This is a genomic window from Candidatus Binataceae bacterium (assembly GCA_035294265.1).
Classification (GTDB): Bacteria; Desulfobacterota; Binatia; order Binatales; family Binataceae; genus DATGLK01.
Genome location: DATGLK010000018.1, coordinates 1 through 16,464 on the forward strand (window position 1 = coordinate 1; position 16,464 = coordinate 16,464).

A 16,464-nucleotide genomic window follows, 5' to 3' on the forward strand; every position below is an offset into this window, starting at 1 on the left:
AACAGGTAAGCGCGCAAAGCAGAGAGCGGCAGTTCAAAGGCGTTTTCGCCAGGGGCGTTTGCCTGCCGGCGCGTGATCTCAAGCAGTTCTTCCATCTTGGCCCGGACGTGCGGCGCCATAGCGTCCAGCAACCTCGGGAGGGGGCCGAGCAATTGTCCGCCGCAGTGCGCGCGCAAGTGATCACGCAAAGCGGCCAGGCGGGCGGCGCGGCGGGCGGCGAAGCTATGGCTGGCGCTCTCGCGCACGCCGGACCCACCTAGGTCGGGAAAATAAGCCCGATCGTAATTGGTGGGGGGATGTTCGATCGTAATCGCGGATAAGCCCTGCTCGCCCAGCTCTTCGCCCAGCACGAAACCCAGTTCGCTTACCAGCGGACTGGGTTGAATCGTGACTCCGGTAATTTCTTCGCGGGCGACGTAAGACAGAATCAGCCGCTCACGCGCCGCCAGCAATGCCTCCAAGAACAGGTAGCGGTCACGTTGATTTGGGCTGACATCGCCCACTTGCCGATGGGTTGCGCGCAAATCGAAGGGGTCGGAGCTCTCGCACGCGGGAAAGCGTCCCTCGCTCATCCCGGCTACGAACAGAATTCGAAATGGCAACGAACGCAGCGCGCTCATCGAGCCCAGCGCGACGCCGCCCCGTGCGAAACCGCCCGCTTCGGCCTGGACTTGCGCTACTGCCTGCAGGGCCAATTCGCGTGCGGTCGGATAACCCACCGGCTCGCCCTGGGGTTGAGACCCGGCCATGGTGGCGATCGCGGCCAAGGAAGCGGCCAGAGTGCGCGCGCCCTCAGGTTCCTTGGAAGAAAGAAAGCTTGCGAGCAGGCGGCGCAGGACCTGTGCCCATTGCGTCAGCGGCAGACGAGTCCGGCGTATTTCCGAGGCCGCCGCCAGCAGGGCGCGCGCCCGACCAATCATGTTGGCCGCGCCCTCGATCTGGTCCTGTTCGATCGCCAGCGCGGCGAACGCCCCCTGATCGGGAGTATTGAACACTTGTTCGTTGTCTGGCGTCTTGGCGCTCAAAAAAGCGCCCAAGGCCAGCCGCCGCAGCCCCTGGTCCCAATGGTAACTTCCGGGCGGAATGAAAGTGCCCGCCATGTCCCGTTCATCGGCCCCCCAGTGAATCCCCAGTGCTTCGCACCACTCCTGCACCACCTCGCTACTGATGCCTTCCGTGCCACCTAGTGCGGGATGAGTCAGCAAACGGAGGACTTCGTCGCGGCCGCAAGAACCCAACGGCAAGCGCAGCAGCAACTCGATCGCTTCTACCATCGGCTCGGTACCGCGCACCGAGTCGGTCAAGTAAAGCGGTATCGCATGCAGTTCGGCAAACACCGCTTGGAACAGGGGTAGGTAGCTGGCGAGCGCGTGCTCGGGGAGCAGAATACCGATTTCGTGGAAGCGCAGCGGTGGCTGAAAGCCGTGCTCGCCAAGTAGCGACCAGATGGTGTTGGCGATACTTTCGACCTCGCCGCGGATGTCGGGACAGGCGAGCAGGCGCAGGCTGCGATCCTCGACCGGCGCCGAGGGGGGGTAGGGAAGCGTGCGCTGGCGGCGCAAAATCGCTTGCTGCAAGCGGGGTAACAGGCCCTGCTGCGTCTCCGACACGGGAGATCTGAAATGGGGCTGGAAGTCGCCCTCGGTCAGTTCGTTGAGCAGGCGCAGGTATTCGCGTCCAGGCCGGCTCCATAGCACCAGTGCGGGATTTTCGGCCGCCTCGATCTCGAAGGGGTCTTCCTCCTCCAGGGCGCCGGGAGCCAGCCGCGCCCGGCGCGAGACCAGGCGCTGGTCAGGTGCGCTTAACATCCCGGCCGGAACGTCCTCCCAGAATTCCAGGCAAGGGTTGAGACAGTACAGATGCAGCTCGGTGAGCCGGCCCAGGCGGGCGAAGATCCGCACAAACTCGGGCGCGGCGTAAGCCAAGCCGAACAGATGCAGGCAGCGTGGTAGCGCCGCGGCTAGGCGGCGGTCGTCAATCGCGGCCAGTGCATCGGGCAGAAACATCGCGCGCGAAGGCCCCTGCTTGCCATGTTCCTGCCGTAAGCATCCGGTCTCGTCGAACAGCGCCCGACAGATGGCGCGCTGCGCGTTTTGGAGGTCTCGGTCGACGTGAGACAATTCCACTCCTCGCCGCCATTGCCGCATCATCGCCAGGCGGGAGGTCGAATACTCGCGCAACAGGCGGGCAAGTCGACCGCTGAGCTGGAAATAAGCCAGCTCGCGTTGGTCCTCGTCGGCGTTCGCCGCATAGGCTGCAAGTGGCTCCAGCGCGGGTTCCCGCCTCGATGCTCCGCGCAGCCATTCGAACAGGGTCACTTGCAACTCGTCGGCCTCTAAGACGTGCGATTCCAGATCTGCGGCGGCCACCAGTTCGGCCAGATAGCGGCGCAGAAAAGGAAAATTCAAGTTGGCTGCGATCCCACTGGTCTCGGCCAGCCGCAATTTGAGAAATTGCGCATAGGCGCGGTTAGGAATCACGATCAGGCCAGGTTCGAACGGATCGTGCGCGCGGGCCTGGGCCAGCTCAGCTGCGAGCGGTTCGATCAATTCTTCCAGCCGATTGGAGTAATGCAGCGTAATCATTTGCCAGGCGCGCGCATCGGACAGGGTTAACTGTTAGAGAGATGGCGCGTTTGCAAGGAGGCGGCAAGAGTGGATGCTCGCGTCGGGATTTTTCGCCGCGCGGCGCGATGCTATGCTGCCCCCGAGGCTGGCGCGGGCGAGCTCGCCAAGCGTCCCGGGATTGGGCGTGCGGCAACCACCGCCTAACCCTTCAAGCTGGGTGATTCTCAGGCACGCGGGTGAGCATGGAGACCGAAAACATCGCGATTACTAGCGCCGGTGGCGGGTTGCCGGCCGATCAAACGATTCTGACCGCCAAGGGTATCACCGCGGTGGGTACGTTGGGCGTCGGGAACAGCGCCGCGGTGCTCAGTTACGATCCGCCGCGCCGGCGCTTTGTTGGGCTTAACGCTGAGCTGGTGGCGGCGGGCCTGAAAGCTATCGTCAAGGTGCATACCGATAAAGGGCCGTTTTCGGTCGCCGCCGGGCAACAGGTGATGTTGGAGGACGGTAGTTGGATAGCGGCAGCCGAGTTGGAGCCGGGGATGCGCCTGCGGGCGTTTACCACCCAGCCGACCCGGCGCGATCTGGTTGAGGGACAAGGCGATTTCTTTCGCTCCGCCGACGCCTCTCAGCACGAACTGATCGGCGCTGAATGCGCGGTGGCTAACTGGTATCCAGTCTCGGCCGTGACGGCGCAGGGGCAGACCGAAGTTTACACCGCGACTCTTGATGCAGCGATGGCGTTCGCGCCCAACCTAGTGCTGTGGATTCCGGGACCAAGCGGTGGGGTTGGAATCGTGGTGGCGGTGCAGCGAGCGAGCTGAAGGGCGCGCTCGCGCGGCGATACGCAGCGGGAGCGATAAGGTGCCGGCCACGCCGTGCGATTATGAAACAGCCGCGCCAAAGCGCAGCAGGAAAAAAATCATGCCAGAGCGGACCATCCTTGCGGAATTATTGGCCGATCCCACTTCGAAAGCGCCGGCCATCATCGATTGCGCCAGCACACTGACCATCAGCTATCGCGATTTGGCCCAGCAGATCGAACGGCTGGCGGGCCAGCTTGCTGCTGCCGGTCTCAGTCCAGGCCAGCGCGTCAGTATCGTTTTGCCCAACGGCCTGGAATTCCTGGTCGTGTTTTTGGCGGTGGCCCGGGCCGGCTTGGTCGCCGCCCCGCTTAACCCCGCCTACAAGCTCGACGAGCTGCTGTTTTTTATCGAAGACGCGCAGGCGCGCGCAATCGTCGGGCCGCGTAACAACAGCGCGCTGGTGGAGGCTGCGCAGCGGCTTGAGGTGCCACTGTGGCCGACTCGGATCGATCCCGCGGGCCAGGTCCAGATCGATGAACTCGGCGGCAAACGGCCGGTGGACCGCCCCGCGCCCAATCCCACCGACATGGTCTTGTTTCTGCACACCAGTGGCACCACCAGTCGGCCCAAGGGTGTGCCTTTGACCCATGCCAACGTGATGCGATCGATCAATAATATCGCGGCGCATTACGGCCTGAGCCCGGCCGATCGCAGCCTGGTGGTGATGCCGCTGTTTCACGTCCATGGGCTGATTGGCGCTACCTTCTCTAGTCTAGCCGCGGGTGGGGCGGTAATCGTACCGCCGCGCTTCAGCGCTCAGCAGTTCTGGAACCTGGCTCAAACCTACGAAGCCACCTGGTACTCGGCCGTGCCCACCATTCACCAGGTCCTTTTGCTACGCGCCGAAAGTGACGGCGCGCCAGCTCACAGCGGCTTCCGCTTCATCCGATCCTGCTCCTCTGCCCTGGCTGCCAGCACCTTGGCTCAATTGGAGGCGCGGTTCGCCGCTCCAGTGCTCGAAGCCTACGGGATGACGGAAGCTGCCCATCAGGTCGCCTCCAACCCGCTTCCGCCCGCGGTTCACAAACCCGGCACGGTTGGAGTGGGCGGACGGGTGGAAGTCGCGATTATGGACGAAGCCGGCAACCTTTTGCGCTCAGGTGAGGCGGGCGAGGTAGTAATCAAGGGAGCCAATGTAACCAGTGGTTACTGGAACAATCCAGAAGCCAACAGCACCGCTTTTACCAACGGATGGTTCCGCACCGGTGATCGCGGCACCATCGACCCACAGGGTTATGTAACTCTGATCGGTCGCATCAAGGAATTGATCAATCGTGGCGGCGAGAAAATCTCGCCCTTGGAGATCGATGCGGTTCTGCTCGAGCATCCCGCGGTGGCCGAAGCTGCATCTTTCGGTTCCCCCAGCGAACTTTATGGCGAGGAGGTGGCGGCAGCGGTGGTGCTCAAGGGCGAGGCGTCAGCCCAGGAGCTGCAAAACCATTGTCGCGGCCGCTTGGCCGAGTTCAAGGTTCCCAAGACGATATATATCGTCGAGGCCCTGCCCAAAGGGCCCACCGGCAAGGTCCAACGGCGGGAGATGGCGGCCTTCGTCAAACGCTAGCGGTGCTGGGAAAAGGGCGACGGCTTTTCTTGAGCAAAGCGAGCTTTGGCGATAGCGGGACGGGCTGTTGCCCGTCCGTAGAGTGCTTGAACCTGCGTTGAGCCCTAGCTTGATTGCACAGCGCTCAACCGCGCCGATTTTTGCCCGTAGCGTGCTAGAGTATGACTTATTGGACTTCCTGTCCGCCTGGCGGAATATCCTTGGGTTTGCGCACGTCGGCGTCGCTGATCAGGTACCAGATCTGCCCTGAATGCGGTCCGACGAGGACTCGCACCTGCGGTCCGCTGCCGGTCGCTTGAACCCGGGTCCCGGCGTCGAGGACCACCAGATGGCCCGCGGCGCCGAGCTTTTCCAGGCCCTGAGAGATTTGCATCACCGCGTTCTTATCGGCCGCTGGGGTTGCCAGCAAGGTCTGCCCTTCCTGGTATGAGGTATAGCTGTCGGCAGCCAAAGTGTCCTGAGGCAGATTAATTGGGCCGAAAATGTTGGGTTGTTGCTGCCCCGGTGTTTGCTGGGCGTGGGCCGCAGTGGCGCCGATCAAACCGATGAGCGAGCCGATAAGCAGCAATCGGCTCAGTGAAAAGGCTATTCGCATCGTAAATCTCCGCGTGTTCGGGACATCAAGACAACGCTCCTCGCTAAATTTATAAATTTAAGCGCAAAGTTGAAAGTGCTCGGGCTTTTCCTCAGCCGCGCCGCCTCAAAGGCGGCTTGCTGGTCAATTTCAACGACCCCTCACCAATCGATAGTAAGCCAGCGCCGGTTCCGACAATAATAAATAGTGTCGGTCTGAAGCCGCGCCCGCGTTTGCGCCGGCGGCTCCGCTCAAAATCAAAAATCGCGGGTTCGTATCTTGATTAGCAAGAACGAAGCGGGAAGCGAGTGGGTGGGCCTGTTGGTTGTGGCAGTGGCGCTGGCCCTCAACGCCTACGGACTGGCACCCGAAATTCGTATCGAGCGGGTTCCGGTCAACGACCTTGCTTTTCACATACCTGCCGCCCAGGATTTGGGCCGCGCCTTGATTCATCGAGAGCTGGAGCCCTGGACCTCGGAATGGTCGCTGGGGTTCCCGCTGTGGCGAGTCTATCAGCCCCTGCCTCATGTGCTGGCTGCGCTATGGATGGCGGCCGCCAACCCGTTTGCTTCTGCCTCTGCCTCCTTCGCTTGGCTTTACTACCTATTTTTGCTGGCGCTGCCCGCTACCACGTATGTGGGCGCGCGATGGTTTGGGCTGGAGCCGTTGGCGGCGGGTTTGGCCGCCTTGTTGATTTATGCGCCCAGCGAGCCCAACCAGTGGAATCGCTACGGGATCACTTACGGTGCATACGTTTGGCGGGGCTCGGGATTGTATACGCAACTGGTAGCCTTCAATTTGATGCTTCCGGCCTTGGGCTGCACTCGAATGGCGCTAGATTGGGGAGGGCGGCGCGCCGGTGCGATCGTGCTTTTGACCGCGACGGCCCTCTCGCACATCATCTTCGGCTATGCCGCGTTCGTGTCGGTGGCGGTCATTACCCTGGTGGGGCCGGTCCGCCAGCGCAGCCATCGCGTGGTGCGCGCCGCCACGATCGTCTTGCCCTCGCTGCTGCTGCTGGCTTGGTTCGTGACTCCGATGCTGCTGACGGCGGGCGAGGTCAACCGCTCCCACTGGGATCCAAGTTGGAAGTTCGATTCTTTCGGTGCACGCGTGGTGTTGGCCCAACTCTTCTCAGGCCGCTTCTTGGATAACGATCGCTGGCCCGTGCTAACTCTGGCGCTGTTGTTGGGCCTGTTGGTGGCGCTCTATCAAATCGAACAGCCCCTGGCGCGCCGGCTGCTGGTTTTGGTTGTCCTGTGGCTAGGGCTCTTTTTCGGCCGCACGACCTGGGATGGCTTGATGGCGCTGGTGGGTTTGCCCGCTCAATTTCAGGTCAGCCGTTTCGAGGCGGTCTTCGAGCTGTTCGCGGTTTTGCTTATCGCCCACGGTTTGGCCACCCTCTTAGTGGCCGCGTCTGGCGCCGGCCGCTTGGTGCCCGTGGTAGCGGGGGTGGGCTTGGGTGCGATGCTACTGGCGATCGGGCAGGAGCGCGCGGCATTTCTCTCTCAAAGCGCGAATTGGGGCGAGCAAACTCTGGCCGCCTACGCTAGCCAGCGCGCCGATCTCGATGCTGCCCTAGGCGACATCAACCGCATCCTGGCCGTACGTCCGGGCCAGGTCTATGCCGGCAAGGCCGCCCAATGGGGTGGTAGTTTTCGAGTGGGGCAGGCCTGGATGTATTCCTTCCTTAGCCGGGCGCATCTGGATGATCTGAGTTTTCTCTATCACACCCTGCCGCTTTCTTCCGATCTGATGTACGCGCGTACCGACGGCCAGGCCGCCGATGACCGCCTGTACGCCCTGCGCGCGGCGCTGGCACCTATCACGCTGCCGCCCGCCGCCGATTGGCATGCGTATTCGATTCATGGGCCATTCGCCGTCTATCAGGTCTCGCCCGAGGGATATTTCGGCCTGGTCGATATAGTTGCCCGCTATCAAGGAGCCTTGGGCGCCGTATTGCATCAGGACAACGGCTGGCTGCATAGCGCGGCGATGCAAGCAGGTATCACCGTGACGCTAGGTCACGATGGCGAGCGCGCTCGGAAACAATTGTCCAACCTGCCGGCGCTCGGTGCGCTGGAGCCGATCCCTGCTCCGCTGGCCAGCCAGCTCCAGCCGCGCGGAACCATCTTGAGCGAGCACAAGCGCGATGAAGTCTATAGCGCGCGGGTGATTGCGAAACGGGCCTGCTACGCCATGCTCAAGATCACCTACTTTCCCGGTCTGCGCGCTCGGGTTGACGGACAGCCGGCGCCGATCCTGCGCGTGTTTCCCAACTTCTGCGCGGTCGCGCTTGCTCCCGGGGAGCATCGGATCGCTATCCGCTACGCGCCCGGTCCGCTCAAGCCCTTGCTTTTGCTGGCGGGGATCGTTGTGGCCGCGTGGATGATGTGCCGGATGGGCCAGCCTGACTGGGACGCTTTCGAGGAGCGGGCGGCAACCGCGCTGGCGTGGGGCAGGCAGCCCCTGCCGACAGCGGCGCCGCCGTCGCCGCGCAAAGCGCTCAAGCCCCAAGCGCGGCGCCGGCGTGCGCGCTAAGGTTTGCCCGGCCCGGCGATGCGCGCGGCGCCCAAACCGCTATCTCATCACAGCATGCTGCTGGCCAGCCGCGCGCCCTCGGCCAGTGAGGCCAGTTTGCGCCAGACGATCTCGGGAGCCACATGGGTGGCACCGGCGAAGGTCGCGAAGCCGCAGTCCACACCGCCAATCACACGCTCAGGCCCCACCAGTCGAGCCACATTGCACAATCGCTCGGCGACCAATTCAGGATGCTCGATGAAGTTGGTGGTGGAATCGAGCACGCCGGGAATCAAAATCTTGTCGTCGGGGAGCTTGATGTCGCGAAAGATTTTCCATTCGTGGGCGTGGCGAGGATTAGCCGCCTCGTAGGAGATCGCCGCCGGCCGCGCGGTGAACACCACGTCGATGATATCGGCCAGAGCGACGTCATAGTGATGGGGGCCGGGATAATTGCCCCAGCATAGATGCATCCGCATGCGTTGCGGCGAGATATTGGCGACCGCGCGATTGAGCGCTGCGACATTGACCTCGATTTGGCGGCGGAACTGTGACAGGTCGAGTTGGGCGAATTCGCCGTGGCGGCTCATCGCCAGATCGGGACAATCCAATTGCAAGATCAGTCCAGCTTCGACGATCGCTTCGTACTCGGGCTGCATCGCGTCGGCCAGCGCGAACAAGTAGGCCTCGCGGGTAGGATAGTAGCTATTGGGTAAAAAGACGGAAATCACCCCAGGTGAAGCCGCGGTCATGAAGGCTTGGTCGATCGAAGCTTCCGCCAGGGCACGCTTGAAGTTAGCGATGTCGCGGTGCACCTCGCTCAGGTCGCGATACGCAACCGGACCCGAGCAGGCCGGCCGGCGCAGGGTGGCCGAAGGACGGCTGCCCATGTAGCGAGCGAAGTCGGGAAAATCCGCTACGTCGGCAAGCTGGTTTGGTCCGGTGTGTACCTCGCCCTCGAAGCCAGTCAGGCGATCAGTGATATAGGTAGAGTAGCCTACTTTGCTCATCTCGCCGTCGCTCACCAGATCCACGCCGGCCTGTTGCTGGCGGCGTACCACCTCGCCCACCGCGCGTTGGACTTCCGCCTCCAGCCGCTCGCGATCGTAAGGCTGGCGCCCTTCTTTGGCCTTGAGCAATTCCACCAGGGACTCGGGTCGCGGCAGACTACCGGTATGGGTGGTCAGGATTTGTTTGCTAGGCATCGCATTCTCTCCTGCGCTTAGCCGGCCAGGCCGGGATTGAGCGCGCCATCAATCGCCAGATTGGTGCCGCTTACAAAGGACGCCCGCGGCGAGGCTAGAAAGGCTACCACGTCACCGACCTCTTCGGGCCGGCCCACCCGCCCCATCGGAGTGGCGCCACGGGCCTTGGGACCGTTGGGGTCGGCGAGGTCGGGCGATAACCAACGCAACCGGTCGGTTAGAATCGGGCCCGGATGAACCCCGACCACGCGCACCTGAGGCGCGCCCAGACGAGCCAAGGCCTTGGTGAAATTGGCCAAACCGGCATTGATCATGCCGCCGATGGTGTAATTAGCATCGAAGCGAAATGCGGCTACACCGATTATGTTGACGATCACGCCCTCGCCGCGTTGTTTGAGCAGCGGCATCACCGCGCGCGCCATCCGCACATAGCCTAGGGCTTTGAGATTCCAGTCCTCCAGCCAGGCTTGATCCTCCAACTTGAAGAAATCGCCGTTGCGCGCGCTGCCGGCGTTATTGACGAGGATGTCCACGCCGCCGAACCGTTGCTGGCAGGCGGCGACCACCCGTGCGGCGCTCTGCGGCTGCCCGAGATCAACCGCCAGCGCGGCTGTCTGCCCCGCACCGAGGGTCTTGGCGGCACCCAGAAAGTCATCCAGCGTACGCTGCTCGCGTCCGCACACCAGCACGCTGGCTCCTTCCGCCAGCAAGGCCAGAGCGATGGCGCGCCCGATCCCCTTGCTACCGCCGGTGACGATCGCGATCTTGCCTGCCAATCCCAAATCCATGTTTAGCGCTCCTTCGTTAACCACCTATGCGTCGTTAGCATAGCGCGCAGCGCGGCCGCCGCCCAACCGTGAGCTGGGTGTCGTGGACACTCGGCACCGGTGCGTACTACCATTGGCTAGCTTGCGGGGGTCGGTCAGCCCACCCCCTTTGAGACAGCCAGGCCTCAAGGAGAGTACGGCGATGTTGACCCGGGAAGAAAACGAGTTGTTGGTACGTGTGGGGCCGGCCACGCCGATGGGTGCGCTGCTGCGCGAGTATTGGATGCCGGCGGCGCGCTCGGAAAGTCTGCTCGCCGACGGCAAGCCTTTGCGTGTGAGGATCCTGGGTGAGAACTTCGTGGTGTTTCGGGCCACCGACGGTCGCGTTGGCTTGTTCGACGAAGGCTGCCCCCATCGCTGCACCTCGCTGGCGTTGGCCCGCAACGAGGACAACGCACTTACCTGCATCTTTCACGGCTGGAAAATCGACGTGTCGGGTAAAGTGGTGGAAGTTCCCTCCGAACCGCCCGAGCGGCGAGCGGAATTCGCCGCCAAAGTGCGGGTGCGCCATTATCCGGTGCGCGAAGCGGGAGGCGCAGTGTGGGTTTACCTGGGGCGCAACCAACAGCCGCCGCGCTTTTTCGATTTCGAATTCACCGCGCTACCCAGCACGCAGGTGGCTTGCTCCAAGGCGATCCTGCATTGCAACTGGCTGCAGGCGATCGAGACCACGATCGATTCCTCGCACCTAGGCGTGCTGCATGCCTCGTGGCTTAACCTGGGCAACAACGGCAACGCCATTGCCAGCGCCAACAACGGCCCGCATTACGATTATTTGCTGGCGCCCTACGGCTTTCGCGAAGCGGCGCTGCGCGACCTGCCCGACGGCAGCGTCTATCAGCGCATCCGCGAGGTGGTTGCGCCGTTCTACTCCTTTGTCCCCGCCCATTCCGAGCGCCCCCAATTGATGATCTGCGCGGTGCCGATCGACGATCAGTGGACCAACCTGTGGTACTGGGAATACGACCGCACACGCCCGCTGGCGGGGCAGTACCTGTTCTCGCGCGCCAATGCCGACAACTGGGATAATACCGCAGCTCGCCTGGGTTCTGCCGAGCAGGTCTGGGGTCAGGATCGCAAGGCGCTCAAGGAAGGGCATTGGACCGGCATGCCCTCGCTCACTTTCGAGGATTTTGTCGTCGCCGAGGCCCCCGGCCCGATCGCCGATCGCACACGCGAGTACCTGGGTTCCAGCGACAGCACGCCCATTCGTTTTCGCCGCATGATGCTTAACGCGGCCCGCGCCTTTGCTCGCGGTGAGCCGCCGCTTGGGCAGACCGAGCCGGTTGATTATGCCAAAATCCGCGCGGTTGCGCTGCGCGCGCCGCGCGAGTTGGATTGGCGCACGGTCGATCCGCTCCGGCCGCCGCAGTCCCTGCCGATGGGGCCGGGCTGAAAATTCCCCTCCGCGTGCCCGGCGCGCAAGGCAAAGACCGCGGTGTGCCCGACTCGCGGCGCGACGCTCGCACGATGGAGGCTTGGCCCGGTGCAGGGTTATTTCCAGGGCCGACCGAGCAACCCCGCGTCGTGGGCTGGCGCCGCGTGGCGGCGCTTCGAATAACAGCCTCTGGAGCGCGCCGTGACCCGTTCGATCGCTGATATCGCTTAGGGAATTATGGCCGTCCGGTAGGTCGGTGGCGTTGTCCGAATCATCGGGGCCCTAAACGTTTGAGGTGTTAGTCTCTTGGAACTCGGCTACTCCCGAAGTTACATGCACGGAGGAAACATGAATGGCTAGTGGGACGCATGAAGAGCGGGCGCAGCCGCCGGCTGCTCGCCGGGCGGGGCCAGCACCACTATCTGGCCGCTCATGTACGGCTGATGCATTGTGCAGTAGAAGGTAAACAACCCCTGCTGATGAAAAGTCAATGTCAGCTGGGTCTTTTTTAGCTGAGGCAACTCCTGGTGCAGCAACACCTGGCCGCTGCGGTCGGTAATCATGACGTCGTGTGGTTCGTTGGATTGCAAATTCCAGAAATTGAAAGTGGTCGGCTCGTCACGATAAACAAAGATGGTGCGCGGCGAGAAGCCATACAGTAGTCCGAATTTCGCCATCTCGCCGGCGTCGCTCTCGTTACCCGGCAAGGGCAGGGTCAGGATCACGATTTGATTGCGGGCATGGGCGGCCGAAGTGGCGCTGAGGATGCCGGATAGGGCGGCGCTGGGGCCATAGTCCTCGGCGCGGGTTAGTGGCGCGGGCGGCGCCAACACTAATGGCAGTAATAGAACAATCCCGACCCACACCCGCGCCGCCGGCCGTAAACCACGGCGCCGGCGTGAGCGCTCCCGACCGCCTCGCTTCATGATGCTTCCTTTGGGCGCTTGTCGCGGGAAAGCCCACACGACAGGTGCGCCCGTGTTACGGTTTTGGGACCTTATGGCAAATCCGGGTGCGGCCCGCAAAGCCTCTTTGTTATCCAACTTTGCGCCCTGCCGCCCGCCATCATATGATGGCAGCCATGGGTCCGGGGGTGGAGGCCGCGCGACATGAGCGGCGGTTGCTCCGCTGCGGGCCGTTTGTTAACCCGATAATACCTTGGAATTGACACGGCTTAGAGGCTTTCAGGATCTCCTCGGGCAGCCCGCAGCGGCGGCCACGATGATCGAGAATTGCGCGCGCCAGTTGATGGCGCGCTACGCGGTGCGCGAAATCCGCATCCCGCTGTTGGAGCGGGTGGAACTCTACCAGCGCTCCAGCGGCGAGACCTCCGACGTGGTTACCAAGCAGATGTACGCCTTCACCGATCGCGACGAAGGGCAAACCGTGCTGGCGCTACGGCCGGAGGGGACGCCCGGAGTGGTGCGGGCCTATGTCGAGGCAGGACTGGACAAGCGCGACCCGGAGCAGCGATTTTTTTACGGCGGGCCGATGTTTCGGCGCGAGCGGCCGCAAAAAGGGCGCTATCGCCAGTTCTATCAATTCGGAGTCGAAATCTTCGGTCGCGCGGATCCCGCTTGCGACGCCGAGCTGATTACAATGGTCGATGACCTGTGCCGCGAACTCAAGCTGGCGGTGGACTTCGAGATCAACTCCCTGGGGTGCCAGGAATGCCGGCCGGCGTTTCGTGCCGCCCTGCTGGCCTACGGGCGCGAGCATTGGGCACACCTATGCCACGATTGCCACGAGCGCCTGGAGCATAATCCACTGCGCCTGCTGGATTGCAAAATTGACGTCGAATTGGCTGCGGCCGCGCCTAAGAGCCTGGATTTTCTGTGCCCCCAATGCCGGCACCATTTCGACCTCGTCCAGCAATTGCTTGCTGCCGCCGGGGTCGCCTACAAGGTCAATCCGCGAATCGTGCGCGGCCTGGACTATTACGTCCGCACCACCTTCGAGGTCTATTGCCAGGCGCTGGGCGCGCAAAACGCGATCGCCGCCGGCGGGCGTTACGACGGCTTGGTGGCAACGCTGGGCGGAGCTTCGGTGCCGGCTAGCGGCTTCGCCATCGGGGTCGACCGTCTGGCCCTGGCGCTGGAGCTTGTCGCCCCCGGCTCAGCGCGTCGGGTGGCGCTGATTGCGCTGGGCGAGCAGGCCGTGGTGCGTGCGGCTGAGCTAGCCCGCCAACTGCGCCAGTACCCGTTCGAGGTAGAATTGCTCTCGCCCGAACGCAGCCTCAAAGCTCAGCTCAAGCGTGCCAATCATCTGGGTAGCCGCTATGCGGTGATCCTGGGCGAGGACGAATTGGCGCGCGGGCGGGCCCAACTACGCGACTTGGAGCGCAGCCTGCAGCACGAGGTGGCCCTGGAGGATTTGGCCCAAACCCTGTGCGCGCAGCGCCGTGAGGATGCTATTTAGTCCGTGCCGCACCCCAGCTATTGTCGACTGCACCTGTTATGAATGAACAAGCCATCTTCTCGCCGCTGCCGCCGTGGCCGCGGACCGATTATTGCGGCGCGCTGCGCCCGCCCGATCGCGGTCGCGAAGTCGCCCTGTGGGGCTGGGTAGCCACCCGGCGCGACCATGGTGGCCTGATTTTCATCGATCTGCGCGATCGCGAGGGCGTCGTCCAACTGGTCTTCAGCCCCGAACAGGCCCCCAAGGCCCATGAGGTCGCGCGTGCGGCGCGGGCCGAGTTCTACCTGGCAATCAAGGGCGTGGTAGTCGAGCGCTCGGCGGCCACGGTTAACGCCCAGCTGGCTACCGGCGCTATCGAGGTGGCGATAAGCCAGGCCGCGGTCCTCAATCCCTCCCAGCCGCCACCCTTTCCGCTGACCGAAGGCGAGGTTGGCAACGAGGAGGTGCGGCTACGCTACCGCTACCTGGACCTGCGCCGGCCTGAAATGCAGCGCAACCTGCGCCGCCGCCATCAGGCGGTGCGAGCGGTGCGCGATCATTTGGACGAGCAGGGTTTTGTCGAGATCGAGACTCCGATTCTGTGGCGGGCCACCCCCGAAGGAGCGCGCGATTATCTGGTCCCCAGCCGGGTCAATCCGGGCAAGTTCTATGCCCTACCGCAGTCGCCCCAGTTGCTCAAGCAATTGCTGATGGTGTCGGGCTTCGACCGCTACTACCAGATAGCACGCTGCTTTCGCGACGAAGATTTGCGCGCCAACCGCCAGCCCGAGTTCACCCAGATCGATATCGAGATGACCGGACCGCGTCCCGACGATATCGCCACCCTGATCGAAGGGATGCTGGCCAGCGTCTGGCGCCGGGTGCTCGGAGTCGAGGTGCCCATCCCGTTTCCGCGGCTCAGTTATGCCGATGCCATGGAGCGCTTCGGCAGCGACAAACCCGACCTGCGCTTCGAACTGGAACTCAAGCGGCTAGACCAGCCGTTGGCTAGCACAGGTTTCAAGGTTTTCGCCGAGGCCTTGGCCCGGGGAGAGAACATCTATGGTTTGCGCTTGCCCGGCGCTATGACGCTCAGCCGGCGCGAGCTTGATGAGATGGTCGAATCGATGCGCCAGCGGCAGAACCTGGGGTTGGCGTGGACGCGCTTTCAGGACAACGGCTGGCAAGGTCCGGTGGCGCGCCATCTGGGCGAGGCTTCTCTAGAACGGATGCGCCAGGCGCTGGCGGTTGAAAGCGGCGACCTGGTCCTGCTGATGGCGGGGAGGGCGGCCAAGGTACGCCCGGCGCTGGGCGATTTGCGCCTGCAACTGGGCGACAAGTTCGGTTTGCGCTCGCCCGAGCGGCGCGCCTTCTTATGGGTCGTCGATTTTCCGCTCTTCGAGTATAGTGAGCAGGAGGCTCGCTTGGTTTCGGTCAACCATCCCTTTACTGCGCCCCAGCCCGCCGACCTGCCTTTGCTCGACAGCCGGCCGCTGGAGGCCCGTGCCCTGGCCTATGATGTAGTGCTCAACGGCGAGGAACTGGGCGGGGGCTCGATCCGTATCCACAACGCCGACTTGCAAATGAAGATCTTCGAGCTGCTGGGCTTCTCGCGCGAGGAAGCGCGCAGCAAATTCGGCTTTCTGCTCGAAGCGCTGACCTATGGCGCGCCGCCCCACGGTGGAATCGCGCTGGGGGTGGATCGGATTGCGATGATTTTATCCGCTACCGATTCGCTACGTGATGTCATGGCGTTTCCCAAGACCCAGCGTGCCACCGATTTGATGACCGGGGCGCCCTCGGAAGTGGATAATCGCCAATTGCAGGAACTGTCGATAAGGGTGGTCAAATGAACACAGCCTTTCGCCGCTGGCCAATGTGGGGGGTGTTCGCATTGCTCGCGGCCGCCTGCGCGCCGGCTTGGGTTCCTGTGATCGGCAAAAATCCCGAGGTTCAGACCCATGCGGTGCTAGGGATCAAAACCGTGCGCATTCATCGCATCGCCGTGCTTCCCCTCATTAACGCAGCCGGCGTCCCCGACGACGCCGGCGACACCATCACCGCGGAGCTGCAGGCGCGAATGGCGCTGGAGGCGGAATGGGATCTGGTGCCAGCCTCCGACGTGGATGACGCGCTTTCAAAATTACCGCCCACCACGGCCAACAATCTCCAAAGCAACGCGTTGGCGCTGGGCAAAGCCGTGCAGGCCGACGGCGTTATTTACGGCAAGGTTCAAACCTATCGCGAGCGCGTGGGAGCCGATTACGCTGCCGCCAGCCCGGCCGAGGTAGCCTTTTCACTCGATCTGGTAGCGTTGAGCAACAAACAAGTCATTTGGTCGGCGCGCTTTGAGCGCGAACAGCAATCGCTGACCGAAAATGTGTTCGAAGTCTACGACTTCATCAAGCATCAGGGACGCTGGCTGCTGGCCCATGAAATTGCCCAGCAGGGCGTTGATCAAGCGGTCAAGAACCTCCACAGCAAGCTCAATTTGCAAGAGCAGATCGAGCACTTCAAGGTGCCTCAATACGAAGGCCCGTTCGATGATAACAGCACGATGAATTAAAAA

At 63.0% G+C, this 16,464-nt stretch carries 12 protein-coding genes; 7 read left to right on the forward strand and 5 right to left on the reverse strand.

What is annotated here, in order from left to right; all coding sequences use genetic code 11:
* On the reverse strand, positions 1-2,585 hold a 2,585-nt coding region (locus VKV28_03045; protein ID HLH75762.1), incomplete at its 3' end, for an exodeoxyribonuclease V subunit gamma.
* A 224-nt stretch (positions 2,586-2,809) separates the two neighbouring features.
* On the opposite strand from VKV28_03045, the gene VKV28_03050 reads away from it, so the two are divergent.
* Complete coding sequence (locus tag VKV28_03050; GenBank protein ID HLH75763.1) at positions 2,810-3,391, forward strand: hypothetical protein; 582 nt, start codon at positions 2,810-2,812, stop codon at positions 3,389-3,391.
* 100 nt (positions 3,392-3,491) lie between these two features.
* Positions 3,492-4,994: an acyl--CoA ligase gene (locus VKV28_03055; GenBank protein ID HLH75764.1), complete on the forward strand. Its 1,503-nt coding sequence runs from the start codon at positions 3,492-3,494 to the stop codon at positions 4,992-4,994.
* A gap of 166 nt (positions 4,995-5,160) precedes the next feature.
* On the opposite strand, the gene VKV28_03060 is transcribed toward VKV28_03055, so the two are convergent.
* Complete coding sequence (locus VKV28_03060; protein HLH75765.1) at positions 5,161-5,589, reverse strand: hypothetical protein; 429 nt, start codon at positions 5,587-5,589, stop codon at positions 5,161-5,163.
* Positions 5,590-5,880: 291 nt separating this feature from the next.
* Here VKV28_03060 and VKV28_03065 point away from each other — a divergent pair, with 291 nt between their 5' ends.
* The gene (locus VKV28_03065) at positions 5,881-8,109 is read left to right on the forward strand and encodes a hypothetical protein (protein ID HLH75766.1); all 2,229 of its coding nucleotides are present in this window, start codon (positions 5,881-5,883) and stop codon (positions 8,107-8,109) included.
* Positions 8,110-8,156: 47 nt separating this feature from the next.
* On the opposite strand, the gene VKV28_03070 is transcribed toward VKV28_03065, so the two are convergent.
* Together VKV28_03070 and VKV28_03075 are read right to left on the reverse strand one after the other, a co-directional pair.
* Positions 8,157-9,293 (reverse strand): cobalamin-independent methionine synthase II family protein, encoded by a 1,137-nt coding sequence (locus tag VKV28_03070; protein ID HLH75767.1) that lies wholly within the window; start codon positions 9,291-9,293, stop codon positions 8,157-8,159.
* 17 nt (positions 9,294-9,310) lie between these two features.
* Complete coding sequence (locus tag VKV28_03075) at positions 9,311-10,081, reverse strand: SDR family oxidoreductase (protein ID HLH75768.1); 771 nt, start codon at positions 10,079-10,081, stop codon at positions 9,311-9,313.
* Between the two features lie 181 nt (positions 10,082-10,262).
* Here VKV28_03075 and VKV28_03080 point away from each other — a divergent pair, with 181 nt between their 5' ends.
* Positions 10,263-11,516, forward strand: coding sequence for a Rieske 2Fe-2S domain-containing protein (locus VKV28_03080; GenBank protein HLH75769.1), 1,254 nt, complete (start codon positions 10,263-10,265; stop codon positions 11,514-11,516).
* A gap of 338 nt (positions 11,517-11,854) precedes the next feature.
* Here VKV28_03080 and VKV28_03085 read toward each other — a convergent pair whose 3' ends face one another.
* Positions 11,855-12,424, reverse strand: coding sequence for a cupredoxin domain-containing protein (locus tag VKV28_03085; protein ID HLH75770.1), 570 nt, complete (start codon positions 12,422-12,424; stop codon positions 11,855-11,857).
* 238 nt (positions 12,425-12,662) lie between these two features.
* Between VKV28_03085 and hisS the strand changes: the two genes are divergently transcribed.
* The 3 genes from hisS to VKV28_03100 are packed head-to-tail and all read left to right on the forward strand — an operon-like array spanning position 12,663 to position 16,461.
* Entirely contained in the window at positions 12,663-13,916 is a 1,254-nt protein-coding gene (gene hisS / locus VKV28_03090; GenBank protein ID HLH75771.1) for a histidine--tRNA ligase, read from the forward strand.
* Positions 13,917-13,954: 38 nt separating this feature from the next.
* Positions 13,955-15,748 carry an aspartate--tRNA ligase gene (gene aspS, locus VKV28_03095; GenBank protein ID HLH75772.1) on the forward strand — a complete coding sequence of 598 codons (1,794 nt, stop codon included), beginning with the start codon at positions 13,955-13,957 and terminating at the stop codon, positions 15,746-15,748.
* Positions 15,745-16,461: a hypothetical protein gene (locus VKV28_03100; protein ID HLH75773.1), complete on the forward strand. Its 717-nt coding sequence runs from the start codon at positions 15,745-15,747 to the stop codon at positions 16,459-16,461. Before aspS ends, VKV28_03100 begins: the two co-directional genes overlap by 4 nt.
* The last annotated feature ends 3 nt before the right edge of the window (positions 16,462-16,464 follow it).